Source organism: Pseudomonas sp. CGJS7 (assembly GCF_036961695.1).
Genome location: NZ_JBAMDI010000005.1, coordinates 52763 through 79559, shown reverse-complemented (window position 1 = coordinate 79559; position 26797 = coordinate 52763). Strand labels below are relative to the sequence as shown.

General features: G+C 62.5%; 27 protein-coding genes. 15 read left to right on the top strand and 12 right to left on the bottom strand.

Annotation, left to right across the window (positions count from 1 at the left end):
* Positions 1-56: 56 nt before the first annotated feature.
* Complete coding sequence (gene ahpF, locus V7787_RS05395; RefSeq protein WP_064492461.1) at positions 57-1619, bottom strand: alkyl hydroperoxide reductase subunit F; 1563 nt, start codon at positions 1617-1619, stop codon at positions 57-59.
* Between the two features lie 124 nt (positions 1620-1743).
* Positions 1744-2307 (bottom strand): alkyl hydroperoxide reductase subunit C, encoded by a 564-nt coding sequence (gene ahpC / locus V7787_RS05390; RefSeq protein ID WP_003250537.1) that lies wholly within the window; start codon positions 2305-2307, stop codon positions 1744-1746.
* 321 nt (positions 2308-2628) lie between these two features.
* On the opposite strand from ahpC, the gene V7787_RS05385 reads away from it, so the two are divergent.
* Entirely contained in the window at positions 2629-3693 is a 1065-nt protein-coding gene (locus V7787_RS05385; RefSeq protein ID WP_064492460.1) for a TerC family protein, read from the top strand.
* A 7-nt stretch (positions 3694-3700) separates the two neighbouring features.
* Here the strand turns inward: V7787_RS05385 and V7787_RS05380 are convergent, their stop codons facing one another.
* The 3 genes from V7787_RS05380 to V7787_RS05370 all read right to left on the bottom strand — a co-directional run bounded on the left by V7787_RS05380 (position 3701) and on the right by V7787_RS05370 (position 6873).
* Complete coding sequence (locus tag V7787_RS05380) at positions 3701-4090, bottom strand: hypothetical protein (RefSeq protein ID WP_064492459.1); 390 nt, start codon at positions 4088-4090, stop codon at positions 3701-3703.
* Positions 4083-5480 carry a PAAR domain-containing protein gene (locus V7787_RS05375; protein ID WP_064492458.1) on the bottom strand — a complete coding sequence of 466 codons (1398 nt, stop codon included), beginning with the start codon at positions 5478-5480 and terminating at the stop codon, positions 4083-4085. The genes V7787_RS05380 and V7787_RS05375 overlap by 8 nt, the downstream gene beginning before the upstream one ends.
* 163 nt (positions 5481-5643) lie before the next feature.
* Positions 5644-6873 carry an acyl-CoA dehydrogenase gene (locus V7787_RS05370; protein WP_064492457.1) on the bottom strand — a complete coding sequence of 410 codons (1230 nt, stop codon included), beginning with the start codon at positions 6871-6873 and terminating at the stop codon, positions 5644-5646.
* A gap of 140 nt (positions 6874-7013) precedes the next feature.
* On the opposite strand from V7787_RS05370, the gene V7787_RS05365 reads away from it, so the two are divergent.
* Positions 7014-7940, top strand: a complete 927-nt coding sequence (locus tag V7787_RS05365) for a LysR family transcriptional regulator (RefSeq protein ID WP_336086246.1) — start codon at positions 7014-7016, stop codon at positions 7938-7940.
* Positions 7941-8134: 194 nt separating this feature from the next.
* Positions 8135-9289 (top strand): cysteine desulfurase family protein, encoded by a 1155-nt coding sequence (locus V7787_RS05360; RefSeq protein WP_064492465.1) that lies wholly within the window; start codon positions 8135-8137, stop codon positions 9287-9289.
* A gap of 34 nt (positions 9290-9323) precedes the next feature.
* On the opposite strand, the gene V7787_RS05355 is transcribed toward V7787_RS05360, so the two are convergent.
* From V7787_RS05355 to V7787_RS05345, 3 genes are all read right to left on the bottom strand, one after another.
* Positions 9324-9761, bottom strand: coding sequence for an RES family NAD+ phosphorylase (locus V7787_RS05355; protein WP_003250527.1), 438 nt, complete (start codon positions 9759-9761; stop codon positions 9324-9326).
* Positions 9758-10207, bottom strand: coding sequence for an antitoxin Xre/MbcA/ParS toxin-binding domain-containing protein (locus V7787_RS05350; protein WP_003250525.1), 450 nt, complete (start codon positions 10205-10207; stop codon positions 9758-9760). The genes V7787_RS05355 and V7787_RS05350 overlap by 4 nt, the downstream gene beginning before the upstream one ends.
* A 184-nt stretch (positions 10208-10391) precedes the next feature.
* Complete coding sequence (locus tag V7787_RS05345; protein ID WP_014591578.1) at positions 10392-11045, bottom strand: oxygen-insensitive NAD(P)H-dependent nitroreductase NfsB; 654 nt, start codon at positions 11043-11045, stop codon at positions 10392-10394.
* 103 nt (positions 11046-11148) lie between these two features.
* On the opposite strand from V7787_RS05345, the gene V7787_RS05340 reads away from it, so the two are divergent.
* From V7787_RS05340 to V7787_RS05330, 3 genes are read left to right on the top strand one after another with little or no spacing between them, the layout of a single operon-like run.
* A complete protein-coding gene (locus V7787_RS05340) occupies positions 11149-12072 on the top strand; it encodes a LysR family transcriptional regulator (protein WP_010953383.1) in 924 nt (307 codons plus the stop codon).
* A 48-nt stretch (positions 12073-12120) separates the two neighbouring features.
* Entirely contained in the window at positions 12121-12951 is an 831-nt protein-coding gene (locus tag V7787_RS05335; protein WP_003250518.1) for an AraC family transcriptional regulator, read from the top strand.
* Positions 12952-13002: 51 nt separating this feature from the next.
* On the top strand, positions 13003-13587 hold the full coding sequence (locus V7787_RS05330; RefSeq protein ID WP_064492455.1) for a LysE family translocator: 585 nt from the start codon (positions 13003-13005) through the stop codon (positions 13585-13587).
* 39 nt (positions 13588-13626) lie between these two features.
* Here V7787_RS05330 and V7787_RS05325 read toward each other — a convergent pair whose 3' ends face one another.
* Positions 13627-14826, bottom strand: coding sequence for a sugar transporter (locus V7787_RS05325; protein ID WP_064492454.1), 1200 nt, complete (start codon positions 14824-14826; stop codon positions 13627-13629).
* A 206-nt stretch (positions 14827-15032) separates the two neighbouring features.
* Here V7787_RS05325 and V7787_RS05320 point away from each other — a divergent pair, with 206 nt between their 5' ends.
* Positions 15033-16349, top strand: a complete 1317-nt coding sequence (locus V7787_RS05320; RefSeq protein WP_104887378.1) for a hypothetical protein — start codon at positions 15033-15035, stop codon at positions 16347-16349.
* Positions 16350-16453: 104 nt separating this feature from the next.
* On the opposite strand, the gene calA is transcribed toward V7787_RS05320, so the two are convergent.
* A complete protein-coding gene (gene calA, locus V7787_RS05315; RefSeq protein WP_010953379.1) occupies positions 16454-17506 on the bottom strand; it encodes a vanillin reductase in 1053 nt (350 codons plus the stop codon).
* Positions 17507-17687: 181 nt separating this feature from the next.
* On the opposite strand from calA, the gene V7787_RS05310 reads away from it, so the two are divergent.
* On the top strand, positions 17688-18593 hold the full coding sequence (locus tag V7787_RS05310; RefSeq protein WP_064492452.1) for an AraC family transcriptional regulator: 906 nt from the start codon (positions 17688-17690) through the stop codon (positions 18591-18593).
* A gap of 44 nt (positions 18594-18637) precedes the next feature.
* Here the strand turns inward: V7787_RS05310 and V7787_RS05305 are convergent, their stop codons facing one another.
* The gene (locus tag V7787_RS05305) at positions 18638-19237 is read right to left on the bottom strand and encodes a TetR/AcrR family transcriptional regulator (RefSeq protein ID WP_064492451.1); all 600 of its coding nucleotides are present in this window, start codon (positions 19235-19237) and stop codon (positions 18638-18640) included.
* Between the two features lie 91 nt (positions 19238-19328).
* Here V7787_RS05305 and V7787_RS05300 point away from each other — a divergent pair, with 91 nt between their 5' ends.
* The 4 genes from V7787_RS05300 to V7787_RS05285 all read left to right on the top strand — a co-directional run bounded on the left by V7787_RS05300 (position 19329) and on the right by V7787_RS05285 (position 24051).
* Entirely contained in the window at positions 19329-19925 is a 597-nt protein-coding gene (locus tag V7787_RS05300) for an NAD(P)H-dependent oxidoreductase (RefSeq protein ID WP_064492450.1), read from the top strand.
* Between the two features lie 122 nt (positions 19926-20047).
* Entirely contained in the window at positions 20048-20554 is a 507-nt protein-coding gene (locus V7787_RS05295; protein WP_336086238.1) for a sigma-70 family RNA polymerase sigma factor, read from the top strand.
* Complete coding sequence (locus tag V7787_RS05290) at positions 20551-21528, top strand: FecR family protein (protein ID WP_104887374.1); 978 nt, start codon at positions 20551-20553, stop codon at positions 21526-21528. Before V7787_RS05295 ends, V7787_RS05290 begins: the two co-directional genes overlap by 4 nt.
* Before the next feature lie 90 nt (positions 21529-21618).
* Positions 21619-24051 carry a TonB-dependent siderophore receptor gene (locus V7787_RS05285; RefSeq protein WP_336086234.1) on the top strand — a complete coding sequence of 811 codons (2433 nt, stop codon included), beginning with the start codon at positions 21619-21621 and terminating at the stop codon, positions 24049-24051.
* 7 nt (positions 24052-24058) lie between these two features.
* Here V7787_RS05285 and thpR read toward each other — a convergent pair whose 3' ends face one another.
* A complete protein-coding gene (gene thpR, locus V7787_RS05280; RefSeq protein ID WP_064492446.1) occupies positions 24059-24604 on the bottom strand; it encodes an RNA 2',3'-cyclic phosphodiesterase in 546 nt (181 codons plus the stop codon).
* 157 nt (positions 24605-24761) lie between these two features.
* Here thpR and lpxO point away from each other — a divergent pair, with 157 nt between their 5' ends.
* From lpxO to V7787_RS05265, 3 genes are all read left to right on the top strand, one after another.
* Positions 24762-25661 (top strand): lipid A hydroxylase LpxO, encoded by a 900-nt coding sequence (gene lpxO / locus V7787_RS05275; protein WP_336086231.1) that lies wholly within the window; start codon positions 24762-24764, stop codon positions 25659-25661.
* Between the two features lie 119 nt (positions 25662-25780).
* A complete protein-coding gene (locus V7787_RS05270; RefSeq protein ID WP_014591592.1) occupies positions 25781-26125 on the top strand; it encodes a carboxymuconolactone decarboxylase family protein in 345 nt (114 codons plus the stop codon).
* Positions 26126-26203: 78 nt separating this feature from the next.
* Entirely contained in the window at positions 26204-26773 is a 570-nt protein-coding gene (locus tag V7787_RS05265; protein ID WP_049587612.1) for a GNAT family N-acetyltransferase, read from the top strand.
* Positions 26774-26797 lie beyond the last annotated feature (24 nt).

Genomic DNA, 26797 nt, shown 5'->3' with positions numbered 1-26797 from the left:
TCAACAACTGCGCAGTCCTGTGAGAGCGGACTCAACCGCGAAAGGGCCGTACAGGCTTACGCCGGTGCCGAAGTCCGAATCAGGTGGTCAAAGGCCGCGAGCGACGCCTTGGCCCCCTCACCCACCGCAATGACGATCTGCTTGTACGGCACGGTAGTCACGTCACCTGCGGCAAACACACCCGGGATGCTGGTCTGGCCCTTGGCGTCGACAATGATTTCGCCACGCGGCGACAGCTCGACGGTGCCCTTCAGCCAGTCAGTGTTGGGCAGCAGGCCAATCTGCACGAAGATGCCTTCCAGTGCCACTTCGTGCTCTTCATCCGTGGTGCGGTCCTTGTAGCGCAGGCCAGTCACCTTCTCGCCATTGCCCAGCACCTCGGTGGTCAGCGCGCTGGTGATCACGTTGACGTTCGGCAGGCTGCGCAGCTTGCGTTGCAACACCGCATCGGCACGCAACTGGCTGTCGAACTCGATCAGCGTCACCTGGGCGACGATACCAGCCAGGTCGATAGCCGCTTCCACACCCGAGTTGCCGCCGCCAATCACTGCCACACGTTTGCCCTTGAACAGCGGGCCGTCACAGTGCGGGCAGTAGGCCACGCCGCGGCCGCGGTACTCCTGCTCACCCGGCACGTTCATTTCGCGCCAGCGGGCGCCGGTGGCCAGGATCACGGTCTTGGCCTTCAGCGAAGCGCCCCCCGCCAGGCGCACTTCGTGTAGAACGCCCTCGGCAGCCGGAATCAGCGCTTCACCGCGCTGCAGGTTCATGATGTCGACGTCGTACTGTTTGACGTGCTCTTCCAGCGCCGTGGCCAGCTTCGGCCCTTCGGTTTCCTGCACCGAGATGAAGTTCTCGATGGCCAGAGTGTCCAGCACCTGGCCGCCGAAGCGCTCGGCGGCAACACCGGTGCGGATGCCCTTGCGGGCAGCGTAGATGGCAGCAGCGGCGCCAGCGGGGCCACCGCCGACGACCAGCACGTCAAAGGCTTCCTTGGCGTTGATCTTCTCGGCCTGGCGGGCGCCAGCGTTGGTGTCGATCTTGCCAAGGATTTCTTCCAGGCCCATACGGCCCTGACCAAACACTTCACCGTTGAGGTAGATACTCGGTACCGCCATGATCTTGCGCGATTCCACTTCGTCCTGGAACAGCGCACCGTCGATGGCAACATGGCGCACGTTGGGGTTGAGTACCGCCATCAGGTTCAGTGCCTGGACCACGTCCGGGCAGTTCTGGCACGACAGCGAGAAGTAGGTTTCGAAGTTGAATTCACCTTCCAGGGCCTGGATCTGCTCGATCACTTCGGCACTGGCCTTGGACGGGTGGCCACCGACTTGCAGCAGTGCCAGCACCAGCGAGGTGAACTCGTGACCCATGGGGATGCCGGCGAAGCGCAGGCTGATATCGGCACCCGGGCGGTTCAGCGAGAACGAAGGGCGACGGGCATCGGTACCGTCCGCGCTGAAGGTAATGAGGTTCGACAGGCCGGCAATCTCCACCAGCAGGTCGTGCAATTCGCGGGACTTCGCGCCGTCGTCGAGGGAAGCAACGATCTCGATCGGCTGGGTGACCCGCTCCAGGTAGGTTTTCAGTTGCGATTTAAGCGTGGCGTCCAACATACGGGCGATTCCTTTTTCAAAACTCGGATACAAAAACGCCCAGGCGAGGTCGCCCGGGCGCTTGACGGGGCGGTAGGTATTTCAGCTTTGGCGGCTGCTTACCGCCCGCGTTATGGGCATGACCTTAGATCTTGCCTACGAGGTCCAGCGACGGCGCCAGAGTGGCTTCGCCTTCTTTCCACTTGGCCGGGCACACTTCGCCTGGGTGAGCGGCAACGTACTGGGCAGCCTTGACCTTACGCAGCAGTTCAGCAGCATCACGGCCTACGCCACCGTCGTTCAGCTCGACAATCTTGATCTGGCCTTCCGGGTTGATCACGAAGGTACCGCGGTCGGCCAGGCCAGCTTCTTCGATCAGCACGTCGAAGTTGCGCGAAATGACGTGAGTCGGGTCACCGATCAGCGGGTATTCGATCTTGCCGATGGTGTCCGAAGTGTCGTGCCAGGCTTTGTGAGTGAAGTGGGTATCAGTGGAAACACCGTAGATTTCCACGCCCAGCTTCTGGAACTCGGCGTAGTTGTCAGCAAGGTCACCCAGCTCGGTCGGGCAAACGAAGGTGAAGTCGGCCGGGTAGAAGAACACGACAGACCACTTGCCTTTCAGATCGGCTTCGCTGACCTGAACGAACTCGCCTTTGTGGTAGGCGGTGGCGTTGAAGGGTTTGACCTGGCTGTTGATGATTGGCATGAGAGACGCTCCTTCATGGGGTTGGAATCAGTTGATGGATAGAATCCTAACTAATCATCCCGCTGAAGGCTCATTGGCAAAGCTCATGCTTTCGATTGGTTTTGGCTATAACCGGGGCTACTTAATAGAAGGGAAAGGGCTGAGCAAAGGATTGCGGACCTGAGCTCTGCACTGGCAAAGAAATGTAACAGCTCCCCATTCGGCATCACGGGCAAACGGGTCTAGGCTCAAGCCCATGTGATACCGGGCCCCTCTGACGGCTGCCAAGCCGCCATGTCGGATCACTGTTGCCTTGCAACGTCGACATTCAAGGAGGGGCTCATGACAGCTCTGCAAGCATTCCTCACAACACCTGTCCTCGGTACCAGCGCCTGGTTGTGGCTGGTGTTCATGGCCATCGTCATCGGTTTGCTGGTGCTCGACCTGGGCGTGCTGCACCGCCACGACCGGGAAATTGAAATGCGCGAGAGCCTGCTGTTGTATTCAGGCTATTTCAGTGTCGGTGTACTGTTCGGCGCGGGGGTCTGGTACCAGTTGGGCGCGCAGTCGGCACTGGAGTTCTACACCGGTTTTTTGGTCGAGCAATCGTTGTCGATGGACAACGTGTTCGTCATGGCGATGATCTTCAGCTACTTCGCCATCCCCCGCCGCTACCAGCACCGCGTACTGTTCTGGGGCATCCTGGGCGTGGTGTTCCTGCGGGCCATCATGATCGGCGTGGGCGCGGCGCTGGTACAGAACTTTGCCTGGGTCCTGTACATCTTCGGTGCCTTCCTGCTGTTTACCGGGGTGAAAATGGCACTGTCGAAGGAAGACAGCCGCCCAGACCTGGCCAACAACCCGATCCTCAAGTTCGTGCGGCGGCACATGCGGGTTACCGACCAGATCCATGGCTCGCACTTCTTCGTACGCCACACCCCGGCCGGGCACAGCAAGGCGCTGCGTTATGCCACCCCGCTGTTTCTGGCGCTGGTACTGATCGAACTGGCCGACCTGGTATTTGCCGTCGACAGCGTGCCGGCGATCTTCGCTATCACCCAGGACCCGTTCATCGTCTACACCTCCAACATCTTCGCCATCCTCGGCTTACGCTCGCTGTATTTCGCGCTGGCGGCGCTGATGCACCGGTTCGTTTACCTCAAGTACGCACTGGCGCTGGTGTTGATCTTCATTGGCTGCAAGATTTTCTACCACGGCATGGTGGGCAAGGTGCCGGCGCTGCTGTCGTTGGGCGTGACATTCGGGTTGTTGCTGGGTGGGGTGGTGATTTCGTTGATCAAGACGCGGGGGCAGACGTTGAATAAAGACGACAAGACGATAGAAAAAGCAGCTAACGATAAGAAAACAACGGGACAAAAAAAGAATGACCCACAGTTACGGGTCTGAGTTGCAATCATTGCTTGATGATGAAGTAACCAACCGCTCCCCAAAGTGAGGCAATCAAGATCAACCAAAGGGCTGCTCCCATATCTCGCCTCAACTTTGGGGGAAAATTGTCAAGCTCCGCTTCGTTCAACCATCCGAGGCGTGAATGTAACCTTGGGAATGTGACCAAAGCGCTTACTGTACTCATCAGTAGGCATCGATGCCTTAGGTTTCGTCCGCCCCATACGGGTTTCATCTGCTCAAGATAGGGGTTGCTCGTGATCGCTGAAAGGGCGACATCAAAATCACTCGACAAAGCAATTTTCACATTGATAGCGATCCCCGCAAGGCCTAGGACGAAAGGCGCAATCAGGAATCCTATCTGCAACAATGGGGACCAATTGTCAAAGTCAATCATCAGTCACCTCATGAAGGAGTTCACCGGTCCGCTCTCCGAGGGCGCCAATACCAATAGCGCCTGCAGAAGAGGCTGCGCCAACGATCGCAATCCCGCACACTGCACCAAACCCACCGGTACCCACCGCAAAAATACCGCATAACGCAGCTGCTGCAGCACCTCCACCAGAGGCACCTACCAACCCTCCCGTTAGACCCCCTACAAAATTTCCCGCTTCAGTAAACCGAACCTTTCGACAAGCACGAGTCTCCCCGGCCCGACAGACTTCTTTTACTTTCAGATAAGACGAGGTCCCGCCCAGCCCAATCGCTGCATACCCTCCGTATTGCAGGTACTTACTTAACCGCGCCACCTTCTCAAGATGTGTCGCATACCCCGGAATCTGCCCCGGTCCGCCCGCTTTCGACCAATGGTGCACCAGGCTCTTGGTAGAGATATTCAAGCTCTTCTTCAGCCGCTCATAGCTCCCCAGATTCAGTTGCTTATTAAGCAACGCCGCTTTCAACTGGCCATCCAGTTGCTGCAACAACCGCCTGCGCTCGGCGAAGAAACCCGGACTATTCAAATGGCCATGGTGCATGAACTCACGCTGGTGCAATTGCTCGATGCTGGTCAAGGTATCGCTTACTTGTTTCAAGCCTTGATCCAGCATGTCCTTGCCCACGCCCATGGACAGACTGGCGTTGCTGAGCAAGCCGGCGATTTCGGCCTGGTGCTGCATCATGAAATCCGCTTCGACGTAGTCGAGTGCCTCCAGCGCACGCCGCGCATGCTGCGCAGCCGCCATAAGCTCTCCCTCTTCGCGCGTGCAGGCATTTCCATTGTCAGGATCACCGATAACGAAGATTTCCCCAGCTTTGAACCCTTGCGCATACGTGGGATTGAGCCGCTGTAACCGTGAGACCGGCAACGTGGAATCGTGACCGGCCAGTTGAAGCAGTATCTGGGGAAACGACATGCGTCGTGGAACCACGTAGAAGCCAGGCTCCAGCGAACCAGGCAGTGCACCTATTACCGGTTGGGAGAAGCGCTCGGGGTTGAAGGTGGGTGACAGCTCGGCAGCGTGGGTATTGGCACGCCCTGCAATGGAGTGCATGGAGGGCGGAGCCTCATACAAGGGCGCGACTACCCGGTTGGTGCCCGGCGAACAGCCACAGACAACCAACGCACCATCCATAGCCACCCGCTGGCCATCTGAAATAAAGTGATCCACACCTTCGGCGACAGTTCCCGCCTGCCCACAAAGAGGGCATGGCGTGGTGTGGTCGCCTTCACGGAGCACCATTCGGCCTTCGTCTAGATAGCCGGCCCCCGTCGCAATACAGACAGCACCCGTTGTGGTGACATCGCCATCTACCGCCTGACCTTTCCCCTCTAGATTGACGCGCATATATGAACTCCCTGTACTTGATTCAGGTTGGAAACCTATCACCAGCAAGGGAGATTCAAGTGGCCTCAGCCAAAATTCAGATACGTCCTACAAGTTGCAGGACTTTGCGCAATCACTGCAGGCGCGGGTTTGATCGCGAATGGGCCGGCGCAGGCTGACGCGTTCACCGCCCGCTACGCAACATCTCCACCGGCACATACTTGCCAATTTCGTACTTGCCAATCGCGGCCCGGTGCACTTCATCCGGCCCGTCAGCCAGACGAAGGGTGCGCTGCATGGCATACATGTAGGCCAGCGGGAAATCGCCGCTTACCCCTGCCCCACCATGTATCTGGATAGCCCGGTCGATCACTTTCAAGGCCACGTTCGGCGCCACCACCTTGATCTGGGCGATCTCGCTACGAGCCACCTTGTTGCCGACGGTGTCCATCATGTAGGCCGCTTTGAGCGTCAGCAGCCGGGCCATGTCGATTTCCATGCGCGAGTCGGCGATCTTGTCGACGTTGCCGCCCAAGCGGGCCAGTGGCCGACCAAAAGCAGTACGCTCCACCGAACGCTTGCACATCAACTCCAGTGCGCGCTCGGCCATGCCGATCGAGCGCATGCAGTGGTGGATACGGCCTGGGCCCAGGCGGCCCTGGGCAATTTCGAAGCCGCGTCCTTCACCAAGGATCACATTTTCGTACGGCACCCGCACATTCTCGAAAAGGACTTCGGCATGACCATGGGGCGCATCGTCATAACCGAACACCGGCAGCGGGCGGACGATCTTCACGCCCGGCGTGTCGGTAGGCACCAGCACCATGGAATGCTGCTGGTGGCGTGGCCCTTCAGGGTCAGACAGGCCCATGAAGATCATGACCTTGCAGCGCGGGTCGCAGGCGCCGGACGTCCACCACTTGCGGCCGTTGATCACCCACTCGTCACCGTCCCGTATGGCGGTAGCAGCCATGTTGGTGGCGTCCGAGGAGGCCACGTCCGGTTCGGTCATGGCAAACGCTGAGCGGATCTCGCCGCGCAGCAGCGGCTCCAGCCACTGGCGTTTCTGCGCCTCGCTGCCATAGCGCACCAGCACTTCCATGTTGCCGGTGTCCGGCGCGGAGCAGTTGAACGGCTCCGGCCCGAGCAACGAGCGGCCCATGATCTCTGCCAGCGGGGCGTACTCCAGGTTGCTCAGGCCAGCGCCGTATTCCGACTCGGGCAAGAACAGGTTCCACAACCCTTCGGCGCGGGCCTTGGCTTTAAGCTCCTCCATGATTGCAGTGGGCTGCCAGCGGTCACCCTCGGCGACCTGGCGCTCGAACACGGCTTCGGCGGGGTAGACATAAGCGTCCATGAACGCAGTGACACGCTCGCGCAGTGCCTGGACCTTGGGCGAATAGGCGAAATCCATCTGGGCTACCTTCACAGTTCGGAGTACGTGGGCCAGAGCCTAGAGCAGCATTGCTCCATCCACCTAGTCTATTTTCCGCGTGTATAAACATTCATAACCGATATATGATCGGCCGATAATTCCAACAAAGAGCGGCGCCCATGAACCTTAGCAAGGTCGACCTCAACCTGTTCATCGTGTTCGATGCGATCTACACCGAAGCCAACCTGACCCGCGCCGGGCAGATCGTCGGCATTACACAGCCGGCAGTGTCCAATGCCCTGTCGCGCCTGCGCGAAACCTTCAATGACCCGCTGTTCGTGCGTACCGCGCAAGGCATGGTGCCCACACCCATGGCGCAGAACATCATCGGCCCTGTGCGCAACGCGCTGGCGCTGTTGCGGACATCGGTGCAGGAAAGCCGCACGTTCAACCCGCAGCAGGCCAACAAGACCTTCCGCATCAGCATGACCGACCTGACCGAGGCGATCATCTTGCCGCCGCTGTTCCAGCGCCTGCGCCGCCTGGCGCCGGCGGTAATGATCGAGAGTTTCCTGTGCAAGCGCCGCGAGACCACCAAGGAACTCGCGGCCGGCCGCCTGGACTTTGCCATCGACGCGCCACTGAACACCGACCCGCAGGTGCGCCACATCAAACTGATGCAAGACCGCTATGTCTGCGCCCTGCGCCAGGGCCACCCGCTGGCTGACAGCAAGCTGACCCTCGACAGCTACCTGGGCATGACCCATATCCATATCTCCAGCCGCCGCAACGGCCTGGGTTACGTCGACCTGGCACTGGGCAAGATGGGTGTTCAACGCAAGGTCGCCCTGCGTTCGCAACACTACCTGATGGCGTCACAGGTGTTGCAGCAGACCGACATGGCGATGACGGTTCCCGAGCGCTTCGCCCGTCGCCATCAATTGCGTTATCAGGCGCTGCCGGTGGAGGTCCCTGCACTGGAAACGCACCTGTACTGGCATGAAAGCACCGACCAGGACCCAGCCAACCGCTGGATGCGCGAACAGATCACCGAATTGTGCGAGCGCGTGGTGGCAGAGGAAGAAAAGGCTCTGGAGCACGCCTGAAGGTGCCGGTGAGCTGCCATTGATGGCCCCTCACCAGGCAAAGTAGAAAATTCCATGAAAAATCTTCTATAGAGAATTTTTTTCTAAAATAATCGCGAATCGACCTGAGGGAAACGAAAAAAATACCGCTGTAGGCAGGTACGCTTACGTCAATGATCGCCGATTTCACGGCCACTGACACGGACCCGCCCTCAATGCCTAGCGCCCCACTCTACTTCGATTACGCCGCCACTACCCCCGTCGACGACCGGGTTATCGAAACCATGCTCGCCTGCCTGGGTAACCAGGCCAACTTCGGCAACCCGGCTTCCAGCGGCCACGCCTTCGGCCAGGCTGCACGTCACGCCGTGGAGCAGGCGCGCCAGCAAGTCGCCGAGTGCGTCGGCGCGCACGCCGAGCAGCTGGTATGGACCTCGGGAGCGACCGAGTCCAACAACCTGGCGCTCAAGGGTATTGCCCAAGGCATCGGCCAGCCCGGACACCTGATCACCAGCCAGCTGGAACACAAGGCCGTGCTCGACACCGTGGCCGAACTGGAGCGCCAGGGCTGGGCCGTTACTCGCCTGGCAGCGGATGCCGATGGCCTGATCCAGCCTGCAAGCGTGCAGGCAGCGTTGCGCGCTGACACCCGCCTGGTATCGCTGATGGCGGTCAACAACGAACTGGGCACGGTCACCGACTTTGCCGCGATCGGCGAGCAGGTGCGTGCCCACGGTGCCCTGCTGCACGTGGATGCCGCGCAGGCCGTGGGCAAGCTGGCTATCGACCTGCATACGATGGCCGTGGACCTGATGTCTTTTTCGGCGCACAAGGTCTACGGGCCAAAAGGCATCGGCGCGCTGTATGTCGGGCCGCGCGCCCGCGTGCTGATGCGTGCGCAGATGCACGGCGGCGGCCATGAGCAGGGCCTGCGTTCCGGCACCCTGGCGACCCATCAGATAGCGGGCATGGGCAGTGCCTTTGCCTTGGCCGGCCAACCTGGCGACAGCGAACACCAGCGCCTCGAGCAACTGGCAAGACGCCTGCGCACAGGCCTGCTGGCCATGCCCGGCATTACCCTGAACGGCTGCGCCAAGCAACGCATTCCCCATACCTTGAACCTGTGCATCGACAGCAAGGGCTTCAACAGCGCGGCGCTGGCCGGCGAGCTGGCCTTGTCGACCACCTCGGCCTGCAACTCGGCGAGCAACGCTGCCTCGCACGTGCTGCTGGCACTGGGGCTGGATGAGCGTCAGGCACGCAACAGTGTGCGTTTGAGCATCGGCCGTTTCAGCACCGAGGCGGACGTGGACAAGGCACTCGACGTGTTTGGCCGGGTGCTGGCGTCAGCATCGGCCGCACTGTGGTGACCACGCCCTAGTGTGGTGTTTCAGAAACACCACACTAGAACAGGCGGCTGTCCGGCGTGAAATCCTCAACCTGGATTTTCGCGCTCTGCGCCTGCGGGTGCCGTGGGTTGAACAGGTAATTGGTGGTGCTGGGCATGATCGCGCTTGGCACCGGCAGCAGCAATGCCGAACAGTCATCCAGAAAGCGATTGCCCAGCGTACGGGTCAACTCAGGCTGGGCAGACCAGCCGGGCTGCAAAGCGGGCAACTGCGCCTGGGAAACCGTGTCAGGCAGTTCGATGCGCAGCAAGCGCATGGTGGTAGGGAAATCCTCGGGGTCGATCTCCAGGTGCACCAACACTTCCAGCATCGCCCCGGGAGGACTGGTGGCGGCATACACCACCGGCCGACCCGCCTGGTGCCAGCGGCCACTTACACGCAAGCCCCCCGTACCGCTCAAGTCTGCATAGGCGCTGATTCGCCACAAAATCACAGGCCATAGCCCTCGGCAATCTGCAGCAGCATTTCTTCGACCTGAGTGGTGCCTTGCTGGGTGGTGAGCATCTGCATCGGCGTCAGCCCCGAGAAACGTTCCTTGGGCTTGGAAAGCCAGCGTTTGGCCTTGCCCGCTTCACCGAACACGGCCTCGGCCATGGCGGTGATGTGGGCCGAGCGGAACAGCCGATCGCTCTCATCCACGGTCAGCGGTTGGTCGCGCTCGATACGGGATTTGAGGGTGCGCAGCGGAATGATCTGGTCGCGCTCCACCGGGGTGAGCACACCGCGCTCGGTCAGCTTCACCAACCAGGTGGCGGCAAAACCATCGGTGATGCGGGTGTGAATTTCGAAGTCGCTGGCAAGCTCGGGAATGTCCAGCAGCGCCTGCAGGCGCGCCCGGTACTCGTGATAACCGTTGTCGCGAAGCACTTCGGCAAGCATGGCATGCTCCTTTTCGGCATTTGCCGACAAGTATGCGGTATATGCCGGGTCATTGCCAGTTTGCCGGGTCGGGCGGTCGAAGCCAGGGCTTTGCCAGATTGACCGCCAGCGTTGCCAGATTGACCGCCAGCGTTGCCAGATTGACCGCCAGCGTTGCCAGGGCCGCAAAGCGGCCCCAAAAACTTCAGAGGAAGGTGAACACTTGCGATGCCGGCAACCGCGACTTGTTCAGCCCGGCGTTGAAATCCGCCTCGCTGCGGTAACCCAGGCTCAGGATCACCACGCTGGTGAACCCACGCTCACGCAAGCCCAGTTCGGCATCGAGGACCTTGCTGTCGAAGCCCTCGATCGGCGTGGCATCCAGCCCATGCGCCGCCGCACCCAGCAAGGCAGTACCCAGCGCCAGGTAGGTCTGCTTTTCCATCCAGTGCTGCACATCCTTCTGGTCGAAGCGGTGCAGGTTGACGTAGTGGCGGCGGCTCTGGTTTTGCCCGGCGCGCGCTTGCTCATCACGGAAACGGCCATCGGCGGCCTCTTGATCGAGCACGGCGTTCAGGTGTTCTTCAGTCATCTCGGTACGGGTGCAGAACACGATCACGTGCGAGGCATCGAGAAGCTTCTGCGTGTTGTAGGCATAACCCTCAGCAGTGCTCTTGGCCAGGCGGGCCTTGCCTTCGGCCGTGTCGGCGACGATGAAATGCCAAGGCTGGGAATTGACCGACGACGGGCTGTGGCGCAGTTGTTCGAGCAGGGCATCGACAGTGGCCTGGGGAATGCGGCGTGAGGCATCGTAAGCTTTGGTGGTGTAACGGCGCTTGGCCAGCGATACGGTATCCATGCGACAACTCCGGAGTGAACAATGGGTTTGCCGGGCATCTTATCTTTCCAGCAAAAAAGAAAAAGCGGCACAATGTAACAACACTTTCATCCCTGGAATGAAAATGCTGCGCATCACCGACCTCGAACTGTTTGCCCGCAGCAGCGTGCTGGGTAGCTTCACTGCCGCTGCCCATGAAGCAGGCCTGCTGCCAGGCCAGGTGGCGGCCGCGATCAAACGCCTGGAACGCGACCTGGATGTACGCCTGTTCGCCCGCACCACCCGCAGCCTGCGCCTGACCGCCGAGGGCGAGCGCTACCTGCCAACCGCGCTGAATGTGCTGGAAAGCCTGCGCCAGGGCCATGAAGATCTGCATGGCAACCCCAATAGCCTGCGCGGCACCCTGCAGGTGTCGGCCCCTTCCGACATGGGCCGCAACATGCTGCTGCCCTGGCTCAGCGCTTTCCGCCGCGACCACCCGGCATTGCAACTGCGCTTCTTCCTGTCCGACCAGATGGCCGACCTCAACCGCGACCCTGTGGATGTGGCCATCCGCTATGGCCTCAACCAGGATGCCAACTACATCGCCCTGCCACTGGCCGAATGGAACCGCCGCGTGCTGGTGGCCTCGCCCGACTACCTGGCCCGCCACGGCCGCCCGCTTACCCCCGACGCGCTGCAGCAGCATGCCTGTCTGCTGTACATGCAGCACAGCCGGGTGTACGACAAGTGGCAGCTGGGTAACCGCACCGTGCAGGTGCGTGGGCCGCTGGTCAGTGACGATGCCGACGTCATCCGCCGCCTGGCCATCCAGGGGGAAGGTATCGTCTACAAGTCGTGGCTGGATGTCAGCGCCAACATCGCGGCCGGTGAACTGGAAATCGTCCTGCCCGAATTGATCGGCGAGCCTACCCCGCTGGCCTTGGTCTGCCCTCATCGCAAGCAGCTCACGCCTGCCGTGACGCAATTGCACCTGTGGCTACGCGAACGCTTCGAGGCCCTGCGCGCCCGGGCACTGACCAACGGCTGCACAATCGTTCCAGACTGAGCCGGGGGCGTTGCGCTAAGGTAGCCATTTACCCCACGGTACACGTCCATGAGCAACTGGATCGACTTCAAACAAGACGCCGACACCGGCATCGAGTCGGTCCGTGCGCATTTTGTCGGCCATGCCTATGACCCCCACTGGCACGACAGCTTCCTGGTCGGCGTGACCGAGCAGGGCGTGCAGCAGTTCAACTGCCGCCGGGTGCGCCACCGCAGCACGCCGGGGCAGGTATTTTTACTTGAGCCTGGCGACATCCACGATGGCCTGGCGCCCACCGAAGAAGGCTTCACCTATTCGACGCTGTACCTGGAGCCCGCCTGGCTCGACCAACAGCTGCGCGCGCTGTACGAGCACGCGCCGGGCGACAGCCTGCCCAGCTTTGCCGACACCCTGTGCCACGACGAACGCCTGGCACGGGCCACCGCCCTGGCCTTCAGGGCCGTGCATGACCAGGACTTGCGCATCGTCAGGCAAACGGCCATGGACGATCTGCTGGCCTGCCTGACCCGCCACCTGCACTGGCGCCGCCGCATCAACCCCGACCCGCGCCTGCCGCTGACCGCACAGCGCGCCCGGGACTTCCTGCATGCCAACCTGGAACGCGACATCGGCCTGGAGGACCTGGCCCAGGCCTGCGGCATCGACCGCTTCCGCCTGACGCGTGCGTTCAAGGCAGCGTTCGGCATTGCACCCCATGCCTACCTGATCCAGCTGCGCCTGGCCCGCGCGCGGCGCCTGCTTGCCCAAGGCCAGACACCTGCCGAAGTGGCCGTGGCGTTGGGCTTTGCCGACCAGAGCCACCTGGGGCGCTGGTTCCGCCGCGCCTACCAGTTGACCCCCGCCGACTACCGCAGGCGCTGCTCAAACCTTCCAGACTGAGTGCCGGCGGGCAGCGAGCATGGTGCTTCGATGTTACGGAGCCCATGAACCATGTCTGAGTCGCTGTTGCCCTTCATTCTGTTTGCCCTGGTGTCCAGTATCAGCCCGGGGCCGACCAACCTGTTGATCCTGGCCCATGGCGCCCGCCGGGGCCTGCGCGCAAGCCTGGCGCCGATCGTGGCGGCGTGTGGCGCGGCTGCCTCCATTGTGCTGCTCGTCGGGCTGGGGCTGGGCGAACTGCTGCTGCGCTACCCCTTGGCGCAACAGCTGATGAGCTGGGCCGGGGTGCTGTGGCTGAGCAGCCTGGCGTGGAAGATGCTGCGCAGTGCCGCCGCTCCGCTCCACGCGGCCACGGCACAAGGCTTCAGTGCGCTCAGTGCGGCCTCGTTGCAGGTGGTGAACCCCAAGGTGTGGTTGATGGCCGTGGCGGTGGTCGGGGTATTTGCCGCGCCGTCGTTGCCCGTGTGGCAGCTGGCGCTGGTGTTCTTGCTGATCGCTCTGCCGAGCATGGCCGCCTGGGCGGTGTTGGGGGTGGGGAGCGCCCGGTGGCTGCAGGCACCGGGGCGATTGCGGGTGTTCAACCAGGTATTGGCGGGGGTTTTGTTGATATCAGCATGGGCTGCAGTATTGGCCTGAGTCTCTGCTTGACTGGCAAGGGGCCTGAGCGGCCTCGGCTCAACGTGTCAACGCCTCGCGAAAGCGCCGGGTACTGGCAACGGCCAGTACCAGCCCGACCACTGCCACGCTGCCGCCCACTAGGCCGATATCCGCCACGTTCATCTGGCTGCTGACGATACTGCCGAGCAGCGCACCACCGCCAATGCCGATGTTGTAGATACCCGAGAACAGCGCCATGGCCACATCGGTGGCGTCGGACGCCAGCTTCAGGGTCTTGGACTGCAGCGCCAGGCTGAAGCTGAGAATTGCCACGCCCCAGAACATGCTCAGCACTGCGAACACATAGAAGTTGCCCGACAGCGGCAACATCAGCAACAGGCACGCGGCGAGTACCCCGATCGAACCCACCAGGAAGCCATGCGGGAAGCGTTCGCTGTAACGGCTGAACAACAACGAACCAAAAACCCCGGCACCGCCGAACAACAGCAGCAACAGCGTGGTGCGGTCGCCGCCGATCTGCGCTACGTGCAGGGCGAACGGCTCGATATAGCTGTAGGCCGTGAACTGCGCGGTAATGACCAGCGTTACCAGCAAGTAGGTAATGACCAGTGCCGGGCGCTTGAACAGAACCGGCAGGCTGCGCAACGAACCGGAGTTCTGGCTGGGCAGCAGCGGCAGCGATTTCATCAGGCACAGCATGGCGGCTAGCGCTACCCCGGCAATGCTCAGGAACGTGATGCGCCAGCCCAGTGCCTCGCCCACCACACGGCCCAGCGGGATGCCCAGGACCATGGCCAGGGTAGTACCGGTGGCCAGCAGGCCCAGCGCCTTGGCCTGCTGGCCCGGCGGCGCCACACGCACCGCCAGCGAAGCGGTGATGGACCAGAACACCGCATGCGCCAGGGCAATGCCGATGCGGCTGACCAGCAGCATGGCGAAGCTTTGCGAAAGCCAGGACAGCAAGTGGCTGACAACGAACACCAGGAACACGAACAGCAGCAGACGCCGCCGTTCGATGTTGCGGGTCAGCAACATCATGGGCAACGAGGCCAGCGCCACGATCCAGGCATAGATGGTCAGCATCAGGCCGACCTGGGCAGTGCTCATGTCGAAGCTGCGGCCAATGTCACTGAGCAGCGCCACCGGGACGAACTCGGTGGTGTTGAAAATGAAGGCCGCCAAGGCCAGGGCGATGACGCTCAGCCAGCTGCCGCTGCCCGTTGTGGGCGGCAGGTGAGTGGGTATGGGTCCGTTCATGGGTGGAAACCGCTTCTCCGCAGACAAGGCAACAGGTCGCACGCCAGCCACCCGCTTGCAGGGCTGCCAACGTACGTTTTTGTTATGGATAGGAATGCCCGGCATGGTACGCGCCAAGCTGGGGCCTCACAACCGCAAGGCAGGCAGAAGGAGTACCATGCGCGCTTTGTGTGAAACGCGTGTGCAACAAGGAGCCCGATCCGCTCATGGACAAGCAACACCCCCAGCAGCAGTGGCAGCAGGCAGTCATCGCCTATGCCCAGGCCGTCAACGACTACGTCGCGCAGGGCCGTGTGCACGGCTGGGACAACCTCGAAGAGCCGCAGGCACCCGCCACCGAACACCTGCTCGATGCCTGGCTGGCAGCCCTGCAGGCAGCCAACCGCCCTGGCGTCGACGAACCGCAGCGCCAGGCATTCCGCAAGGCCTGGCCACCCGCACACCACCCCTTGATACCGTTGCTCGAAGACCACGGCCAAGGCATCAGCCATGTCCTGCTGCTGGAAGATGGCAGCCTGCTGGCCCGCATCGGCATGCCTTACGACAAGGGCCAGGTGGTGCGTATCGACCACCATGGGGTAACCCCGGTCATCGGCATCGAACACTTTGGCCGCTGCCCCGCGCGGCGCTACTTCGCCCTGGCCAATGCCGAGGGCGTGCGTGTGACCGATGGCTGGGGCGGCCCGCAAGTGCAACGCCTGGCCTGGCCCACGGGGCTGGAGGGGTTGCCGCCAGGTTACCCGTTCGAGCCGTTCGACCTGCCGCCCACACCGACCGCGCTGATCCCCTTCCCCGATGGCCAGCGAGTACTGCTGGTGAGCGCCGAAGGTATCTTCGTGCTGGCCACTCAAGGTGCGACTCGCCTGCTGCCACAGCAGGCACGCGTGCTCGAAGAGCTGGCCGAGGGCACCGACCCGGACGACATCAGCCTGGGGCTGAGCATGGAGCATGGTGCGGTGTCGGCGGATGGCCGGCTGATCGTCGTGGGTGAGCAAGGCAGCCGACATCTTGTTCTGGACGAACGACTCAAGCCGCTGGCGCACATCGGCCCGGGCAGTGAATACCCGCACTTTGCCTTGTTCAACCGCGCGGGGGACCAGTTGATCGTCAATGCCTGCCATTTCTACAGCGGTGCCACGCTGGCCGTGAGGGTGGCAGACCTGCACGGGCTGGATACCGATTACTACAGCCAGGACCCGCGTACCCCGCTGGTGCAGGATGGCGCAAGGGTGTATGCGGGGGTTGCGCGCAATGGCGAGTACATCGTAGGGGATGCTTATGGCTACCTGCGGGCGTTTGGCGAAGAGGGTACGGAGCATTGGCAGCATTACCTGGGCTCGACCATCAGTGCGATGGATATCAGCGCCGACGGGCAAACGCTGGTGGCGGCGAGCCATGCGGGGGTTATTTCGGTGATTGCGCTGGATAGCGGGCGGCCCGAGTGGCAGATCGGTACCGGGGCGCACAGCGAGGTGCGGCGATGGTTGTTCTGGAAGGGCTGGGACAAGCCAATGGCCTGGTAAAACGGCTGCATCGTTGCTGCCTGTACCGGCCCGACCTCGGGCAAGCCCGCTCCTGTGTAGGAGCGGGCTTGCCCGCGAAAAGGCCCGTACAGGCAACCGATCAATCAGCCCTGTAGCGTGGCCATGTCGATCACGAACCGGTACTTCACATCACCGGCAATCATCCGCTCATAGGCCTGGTTGATGTTGCGGATGTCCAGCATCTCGATATCGCAACGGATGTCGTGCTCGGCGCAGAAGTCCAGCACTTCCTGAGTCTCGGCAATCCCCCCGATCAACGACCCCGCCAGCACCCGGCGCTTCATCACCAGGTTGGCCGCGTGCAATGCCGGGTCGATCGGTTCGATCAGGCCGACCAGGATGTGCACACCGTCGAACTTCAGCGTTTCCAGGTACGGGTTGAGGTCGTGCTGCACCGGAATGGTGTCGAGCAGGAAATCGAAACGGCCGGCAGCGGCGCGCATCTGCTCGGCATCAGTGGAGACAATCACATGGTCGGCCCCCTGGCGGCGCGCTTCCTCGGCCTTGGCTTGGGAGCGCGTGAACAGGGTCACTTCCGCACCCAGGGCCTTGGCCAGTTTGATGCCCATGTGACCCAGGCCGCCCATGCCGAGGATGCCGATCTTGTGGCCTGGGCCAACGCCGTGGTGCTTGAGCGGCGAATAGGTGGTGATGCCGGCACACAGAATAGGTGCAGCGCTGGGCAGGTCCATGCCGGCCGGTATGCGCACCACGAAGTGCTCGCTGACCACGATGCTGCTGGAGTACCCCCCCATGGTGTTGCTGCCGTCGACCCGGTCCGGGGTGGCGTAGGTCATGGTCGGGCCTTCGAGGCAATATTGCTCCAGGTCCTTGGCGCAGGCTTCACAGGTACGGCACGAGTCGACCATGCAGCCGACGCCCACCAGGTCACCGACCTTGTGCGCGGTGACCTTGTCGCCCACCGCCGTGACCCGGCCGATGATCTCGTGGCCCGGCATCAGCGGGTATACGGCAATGCCCCATTCGTTGCGCGCCTGGTGGATGTCGGAGTGGCACACGCCGCAGTACAGGATGTCGATGGCGACGTCATCCGGGCGCGGGCTGCGGCGTTGGAACGTCATGGGAGCCAGGGGGCTGGTGGGGGTTTGAGCGGCATAACCGATGGCGGTATACATGCAGGGCCTCGCAGTGAAGTGAAACGATTCAGGCGACGCATTCTGCGCGTCGTTCGCCGCCTCGCCCACGGCTGATTCTCCGGCATGCATGCCTGATTCTACGAAGATGCCAAGCCATGGCTGGCGCCACGCCCTCAATCTGCGATGATCAAGCTGTCTGATTCTCTGCCCCTGGTCCACCATGCAACTGACCCGTCACGTCGATGCCAATGCGCCGCTCTGCTCACTGATCCGCAGCCTCACCACGCGCCCGGGCTTCGTGCCCACCCTCCTGCCCCAGGTGCAGGTGCTGAGCTGGGACCACTATGTGGCCAGCAGCCCACAGATCTACGAACCCAGCCTCATGATCCTGGCCCAGGGCAGCAAACTGGCGCGCCTGGGGCCTCGCACCCTGGAGTACGGCGCCGGGCATTACCTGGTGCAGGCGTTGTCGGTGCCGTTCATGTGCGAAACCTTCGCCACCCCTGACGCGCCATTGCTGGGCGTGGCGGTGGGCATCGACCGTGGCGTGCTGGGCGAGTTGGTGCAGAGCATGGGCTTGGCACCGGACGCTGAAGTGCAGGCGCAAACCCCGCAATCGATGACCTCGGCGGCACTGGATGCACCCATGCGCGAAAGTGTGGAACGGCTGCTGCACTGCCTGCACGACCCGCTTGACGCCAAGGTACTGGGCCCGGCGCGCGTACGCGAGGTGCTGTATACCGCGCTGCGCGGCCCGCAGGCCGGTGTTTTGCGGGCACTGGTGGAGCAACAGGGGCACTTCGCCCGCATCGGCGCCGCCCTCGCCCACCTGCGCGAGCACTACGCCGAGCCGCTGAGCGTGGAGGCACTGGCCGCGCGGGCCAACATGAGCGTTTCGACCTTCCATGAACACTTCAAGCGCTGCACCGACATGGCGCCGATGCAGTACCTGAAGCGCTTGCGGCTACTCAAGGCGCAGCAAATGCTGATTGGCGAAGGCCTGGGCGTGGCACAGGCTGCGCACCGGGTGGGCTATCAGAGCACCTCGCAGTTCAGCCGCGAGTACAAGCGCCAGTTCGAACGCAGCCCGGGGGATGAACAGCCCTATCAGAGCTTGCCTGTGTAGCGAAGCCAGTTTATCAAGCATGCCCACACACAGTGGTCGGCGCTTCATGTTTGCCGTTCGACCATGGCGATAATTGCGGCCTTGAGCTCAGCCTTGGCCTGCCCGGCCTCCAGTTCCCCTGCTGCAGCCGCCTGGGACAGTGCATCCGCTGCCCCCACCAGCAGGCGCATGCCGGCAACCCCTACATTGCCGCTGGGCGAAAACCCGGCCAAGGCTTCGCGGCACTTGTCCAGGAACGGCTGCTCGTACGCCCGCTTCAGCGCCTCCATTTCCGGCGACCCGGCCAGCGCTGCCGACACTCCAGGTATCTCCCGGCCCTGGCTCATTACGCAGTCCACGTAGGCCTCGGCGATCACCCGGGCGCGGCTGGCCAGGCTGGCTTCACAGCTGGCCAAGGCTCGCGCCAGCATCTGCGACTGACGCGCATCGTATTCCTGGTACAGCGCCATCAGCAGCCCGTTGCGGGTCTCGAAATGGTCGTAGACCACCGGCTTGGTCACCCCCGCCTGTTCGGCCAGGCGGCCCAGGCTCAAGGCATCGGTACCCTCCTCCCGCACCAATTGCCAGGCCATATCCAGCAACTGCCTGCGTCGGTCGTCGCGGCTCAGGCGCTTGCGGGAACGTGCTTGATGATCGCTTGACATCGATTACCTACCAAAAGTAACTTACTAATCGTAACTTACCTGGAGTATATAACGCTTCAGGCTACCCTGCATCCTTGAATGGAGAGCCACCATGCACGCTCTGATCGTCGTCGGTCACCATGACCCGCAATCCCTCACCCACGCGCTGGCCCGGCAGGTTGCCGACGGCCTGGCCAGCGTCGGCCACAGCAGCGAAATCGCCGACCTGGCCAGCGAAGGCTTCGACCCCCGCTTCAGCCTGGCAGACCATGCCGTGCACCGCCGGCTGGCAGCACCGCCGGCCGATGTACTCAACGAGCAGGCACGCATCGAGCGCGCCGATGCCCTGGTGCTGGTCTATCCGATCTACTGGTGGTCGCTGCCGGCCTTGCTCAAGGGGTGGGTCGAGCGGGTATTCAGCAACGGCTGGGCGTTCGACTATGAAGGGGGCACCACGGTCAAGAAATTGCGCGGCATGAAGGTTCACCTGGTCGGCATTGCAGGTGCCGATACAGGCACCTTCGAGCGGCATGGCTATGGCGAGGCGATGCGCGTGCAGATCGAGCACGGCATCTTCGACTATTGCGGCGCAGAAGTACTCAGTTCCACATTGCTGGATGACAGCGAAGGGGCTGACCAACTTCCCCACTTGCACCACGCACACGCTTTGGGCAAAAAACTGTTTGCAGATTGCCAGGCCGCAGCCTGAACCGGCACAGTGCCGCTACTCAGGTAGCGGCAGCCTCGGTTCTGCAAGCCACCCCATTGCAGGAAATCAGACGACCCGGCTACCATTGAGAACGATTCACACTCACAACCGGAAGCCAGGCGTTGGACAGCACATCGACCCGTAAACTGGGCTTTTTCTTCAGCGACCACCATCGCTGGTTGCTCCAGCACATCCAGAAACGCCTGCGCAACCACGCCGACGCAGAGGACACCGCCGCCGAAACGTTCTGCCAGATGCTCGGCGCACGTGTCGACCCAGACAGCATTCAGCAGCCTCGCGCCTACCTCACCGTCATCGCCCGTCGGCTGATCTTCGACCGCCATCGCCGTCGCCAGCTCGAGCAGGCCTACCTGGAACACCTGGCACGGCTGCCTGAGGCCGTAGCGCCATCGGCCGAGGAGCAACTGCTGCTGATCGAGGCCCTGGTGAGTATCGATCAGGCACTGGACGGCTTGCCGGCAGTCGTCAAAGCCACCTTCCTCTACAGCCAGCTCGACGGCATGCACTACGCCGACATCGCGGCAAAGCTGCAGATCAGTGAACGCTCTGTCAGCCGCTACATGAAACAGGCGCTGCGCCAATGTTACCTGTGCGAGGTGCAGCCATGAGCAGGCCTGCTCTGGACCGGGTCAGCGAGCAGGCCATCGACTGGATGGTGGAGCTCAGGGCCGCTACGCCTGACCCGGCGCTGCTGCAACGGGTCAGGCTGTGGCTGCAGCAAGACCCCGCTCACCAACAGGCCTGGAACCGCCTGGAGCAACGCCTTGGCCATCCGTTCGCCGCGTTGCTCGCCCTGGATCAGCGGGCCCCTGGCCAAGCAGCAGAGGCACGCCGATTGCTGATGCAGCCTACTCGCTCACGGCGTGACGTACTTGGCGCCATGGCCAGTCTGGGGCTGTTCGGCGCGGCGCTGTGGGGTGGTTGGCGCAGCGACACCACCCAGGGCTGGCTGGCCGATTTGCACACGGGCCGTGGCGAGCGGCGCAGTTTTACCTTGGCAGACGGCAGCCGCCTGAGCCTGAACAGTGCCAGTGCGGTCGACGTGCAGTTCGATGCTGGGCAGCGCCTTCTGGTGCTGCGTCACGGCGAGTTGCTGATCCAGGTTGCGCGCGATCCGTTGCGCCCCTTGCGCGTGCGCACCGCGCAAGGGCAAGTGCAGGCGTTGGGGACGCGGTTTCTGGTCAGCCAGGAGCAGGACGCCACACGTGTTGTGGTACTGCAGCACAGCGTCCGCGCCAGTCTGGCCAATGGACAGTGGGCGGAGCTGCAGCAAGGGCAGGCTGCCCTGCTACGGAACAACACCATTGAGCGCCTGACAGGCGAGCAACAGCAACGTGCTGCATGGCTGGAGGGCCGCCTGGAGGTCCTCGACCAGCCTCTGCATGTGGTGGTCGACGCGCTGCGCCCCTACCAGCGCGGCTACATCCGGCTCGCCCCCGCGGCACGCGATCTGCGGGTGCAGGGCGTATTTCCTCTGGACCAGCCACAGCAGGCGTTCAAGGCCTTGGCCGAGGCCCTTCCAATCAGCGTGGAGCGCTATGGCCCGTGGCTGATGTTGATCGACCTGAACTCCGCCAGATAGAAATATTTATCAAAATCATTCGCAATCGTGGCAAGTTTTCTTTGCTCATCCCACATACCTCCTGACAGCCACTTCATTCGGGAGTAATCCGTGTACAACCCCTTGCCCCGCGCCCTGCCCCTGGTCGCTGCCCTGGCCAGCTTCAACGTGCTTGCCCAGGCGCAAACCCAAGTGTTCGACCTGCCACCCGCCAGCCTGGCTCACACGCTCAACCGCATCGCCAGCCAGAGCGGCCACATCATCGCGCTGGAGCCAGCACTGGTGCACGGCAAGCAGGCACCTGCCGTGGTCGGCCAGATGAGTGCCGAGCAGGCCATGCAAGCTGCGCTGGCCGGTAGCGGCTTGCAGTTGCGGGTTTCCGCCGAGGGCCATTTCAGTGTGGCGCCCGGCAACCTGGGCAGCGACGTCATGGAGCTGGGCAGCACCAGCATCACCGACAACTATGTGGACGCAACCAGCGAAGGCACCGGGTCGTATGCCGCCCGCGCGGTGACCCTGGGCAAAGGCACGCACACCCTCAAGGAGATTCCCCAGTCGGTCACCGTCATCACGCGCAAGCAACTGGATGACCAGGGCATCACCGACTTGCAGGACGCGCTTAACCACACCACAGGCATTGTCGGCGCGCAGGGCATTGGCCCTGGCGTGGTCGTGACCTCGCGTGGTTTTCAGATTGATGACTGGCAATACGACGGTGTGCCGATCCCGCGAAACAACTATTCGCTGGGCAACTGGGCAACCCAGGACCTGGTGTTCTTCGACCGGGTGGAAGTGCTGCGCGGTGCTTCGGGCCTGTTGCAAGGCACCGGCAGCCCAGGTGGCGCAATCAACCTGGTGCGCAAGCGTGGCCAAACGGTGCCGGCCGTTACGCTGACAGGCAAAGCTGGCTCCTGGGACCACTATGGCCTGCAGCTGGATGCCGGCGGCCCGCTGACGACCGACGGCCGTGTTCGCGGGCGGCTTGTCGCTGACGAGGACCAAAGCGACAGCTTCATCGACTATGTCTGGAGCAAAAACCATTCGCTGTACGGTGCGCTGGACATCGACCTGAACGATGCGACGACAGTGGGCGGCGGCATAAGCTACAACCGTCAGCAGTCCCGGCCGATGCTGCGCGGCCTCCCACGCTACGCCAGTGGCAAACCGGTCGACCTGCCGCGTTCGACTTACACCGGCGCCCGCTGGAGCCGCGCAGAAACCGACGTCACCACGTACTACCTGGACCTTGAGCACCGCTTCAACGATGACTGGACCTTCAAGGCCGCAGCCGTACGCATGGATGAAACCAACACATCCACCCACCAGCGCGTGCAGAGCACCCGCCAGGGCGTTGCGCCTGACGGCAGCGGCATCACCTACGCCGACTGGCTCACCGATTTTCACTCGACCAAGCTGGGCCTGGACATGAACGTGGTGGGCCACTTCAACACCGGTCCCCTGGCCCACGAAATCACCGTGGGAGGCAACTACTCCAAACTGACCTCGGATGACGCCTATTGGCGCAACTTCGACGCCGGCGGCAACATCTTCGATATCGACCATGACCGCCCGGAGCCCAGCCGCGACAGCGTATTCGATGGCGAAGCTGCACGCTCCAACAGGGCCAGCTACGACATCCGCCAGAAGGGCCTGTATGGCGCCTGGCGCATCAAGCCTACCCAGGATCTGACCTTGATCCTCGGCACGCGTGTCAGCTGGTTCGACTACAGCTGGGATTCGATCGACTTCGAGAGCCTGACCGACTCCGGTACCCGCTACCCCACCAGCCGTATGACCGAAACGGGCCAAGTCACCCCTTATGCCGGCTTTGTCTATGACCTGACCCGCGAATGGGCCTGGTACGCTAGCTACACCGACGTGTTTGTACCGCAAACCGAACGCGCCGTGGGCAATACGCCGCTCAAACCGGTGATCGGCAGCAACTACGAAACGGGCTTGAAGGGCGAACTCCTCGACGGCCGGGTCAACGCCTCGATCGCACTGTTTCGCTACGACCAGGAAAACCGCGCCGTCACCGACGTAGCCTCGGGCTTCGCCTGCGATGACTGGTACTGCTCCACCGCAGCGGGCAAGGTGCGCAGCCAAGGCGTTGAAGCCGAAATCAGCGGCGAAGTGCTGAGTGGCCTGCAGCTGTTCGCAGGCTACACCTACAACACCACCAAGTTCCTCGATGACCCTGACGAGAAAGGCCGCACCTTCAGCCAGTGGACACCCAAGCACATGCTGCGTGCATGGGCCGATTACACCCTGCCACTGGACGGCCAGCGCTGGAGCACCGGCCTGGGCTTCACCACCCAGAGCCACACCCTCGGCTACGAGCGTACCTATACCGTGCCTGGCTATACCGTGTGGAGCGCACGCCTGGCGTACCAGCTAACCCCCGAAGTGAACCTTGCCGTCAACGCCAACAACCTGTTCGACAAGAAGTACTGGGTTGCAGGCTTCAACCAGCTCAATGGCAGCAACAACTATGGCGAGCCACGCAACTTCATGCTGACGGTGAAATACACCCCGCAACTCTGACCCTGGGTCAGCCTGCCAGCGGCCACTGCGCCAAGGGCCGGTAAGCGCCCTTGCGTGACTCGTAAAGCGTGAAGTGGCGCGCGCTGAGGTAGAACTCCGGCGCGCTGCTGGCCTCGGGTGGTTGCCCGCGGTAATCCCTGGACAGGGTCAAGTGTGGCCGATACTCACGGTTGGCCGCCTCCACCCCCAACGGCAGCAGTGCCTGCTGCAAGCCGTACACCAGTTGCAACAGGGCTGGCGGTGTCTGCTGTGGCTCCAGCACCAGCGCGCCGGCCCGCTGCCACACCTGCAAGCGGTCAAGCAGAAGCCGCGGTGCCCTGGCCGGCAGCGCCAGTTGATCGACTGCCGCACAGATCGCAGGCACCTGGGCGGTATCTACATCACCGAGGAACAGCAGCGTGACGTGGAAGTTGGCCGTCGGCACCGGCTTGCCGCTGCGCAGGTTCAGCCCGCGCCGCCACTGGGCCAGGTCACGGCGCTGGGCGTCGCTGACCGGCAAGGCGAAGAACAGCCGCTTGAACGGGCTACCGCTGGGACGTATATCCTGAACCATACAAACTCCCTGACATGAAACGTTTGCGCAAGACGGTAGGTATTACACCAATGTCGCCCCGCAGTTTCATAACAATAAGTACAAACTGCCCCCATGATTGTTTATGCTGGCGGGCTCATGCCATGGCGCATGGCCATTTTTCGACAAGTAAACGTCCATGAAAATTGCACTCGTACTTATCTTCGCCCTCTCGATCGCCTATGTTCACTTGCGCGGTCGGGTTCGCCACAAGCTGACTCGCCAGCTGGGCGACCACTCCAGCTTCCTGGCCCCGATCAACAGCTTCCTGTACCTGTTCTCCAAACACCCGGCCAAGCCCTACCTGCCGGTCGAGGCCTTTCCGGAACTGAAACCGCTGCAGGACCACTGGCAGGAGATCCGTGAGGAAGGCCGCCAGTTGCTGCACGTAGGCGAAATCAAGAAATCCGACAATTACGATGACGTCGGTTTCAACTCGTTCTTCAAGACCGGCTGGAAGCGCTTTTACCTGAAGTGGTATGGCGAAAGCCACCCGTCGGCAATGGCCCTTTGCCCACGCACGACCGAGCTGCTGCAAGGCATCGGCACGGTCAAGGCCGCCATGTTCGCCACCCTGCCTCCGGGAGCCAAGCTGGTGCGCCACCGTGACCCGTATGCCGGTTCGTACCGCTACCACCTGGGCCTGGACACGCCGAATGACGACGGCTGCTACATCGACGTGGACGGCGAGAAATACGCCTGGCGCGATGGTGAGGGGGTGATCTTCGACGAAACCTACATCCACTATGCAGCCAACACCACCGAGCACAACCGCATCATCCTGTTCTGCGACGTCGAACGCCCGCTCAAGTACCGCTGGGCAACCGCGTTCAACCGCTGGTTCAGCCGCAACGTGATGGCCGCTGCCGCTGCGCCCAACGACGCCAGCGACAGGACCGGTGGCATCAACCGCCTGTTCACCCGCATCTACAAGATCCGCGAGCGTGGCAAGGCGCTGAAGAAGCGCAACCGCATGCGCTACTACCTGGAAAAATGGGCAGTGGTCGCGGCGTTGGTGCTGGTGTTCATCTACATCTGAAGGCGCAACGCAGGCCACTGTACGAGTGGCCTGCGTTTACCCACCAAAGTACCGCCTCGCACGTGCCACGTTTCGACTAGCCTGAAAGCTCCACTCGCAACCACCCCAAGGTGAAGACGATGAGCATGATGGACTGGGACGCCTACCGTAAGCAGTTGATGGCCGGCATCGGCGATCTCAAGCAACTCTCACCCGACACCGTAGCCGGCTACATGACCGCCAGCGGTGCAGGCGCCAAGACCAACCACCTGGATGCCAAGACCCGCGAGCTGATTTCCTTGGCCGTGGCTGTGACCACCCGCTGCGACGGCTGTATCGCCGTGCATTCGCAGCAGGCCGTCAAAGCGGGTGCCAGCCGCGAGGAAATTGCCGAGGCCCTCGGCGTGGCCGTGGCCATGAACGCCGGTGCCGCGCTGGTGTACTCCGCCCGTGCAATGGACGCGGTGGGCAAGGCCAACGGTTGAGCACAAACGGCGTCGCCGCCCTTGCGCGACGGCGCCGCGCCACCCAGACTGAGCGGCTCACCCCGCGCAGGAACCCGCATGATCCACATTCGCCCCATGACGCCGGACGATTTCGATCGTTTCTGGCCCACCTTCCAGGCCATTGTCCAAGCCCGTGAAACCTACGCTTTCGACCCGGCCCTGAGCTTCGAACAGGCGCGCCAGCTGTGGCTGGAGCTGCCCTTGCACACGCTGCTGGCCGAAGAAGATGGCGAGCTACTGGGTTCGTATTACCTCAAGCCCAATGCTGCCGGGCCTGGTGCGCATGTGGGCAATTGCGGCTACATGGTCTGCGAACAGGCGCGCGGCCGGGGCGTAGCGCGCTTGATGTGCGAACACTCGCAAAAGCTGGCGCGCCAGGAAGGCTTTCTGGCATTGCAGTTCAACTCGGTGGTAGCTAGCAACGAAGTGGCCGTGGCGCTATGGCACAAGCTGGGCTTTGAAACAGTCGGCCGTTTGCCCAAGGCCTACCGTCATGCCCGCCTGGGGCTGGTGGACTGCCTGGTGATGTACAAGTGGCTGGCGGATGAGCCGGTGGTGGAAAAGCCACCCCTGCTGATCGGGCGCAAGAACATCGAGGCACGGGTATCGCGGCGCCGCGGGCGCTAGCCATCTCAGGCAAGCCTGCCTTCC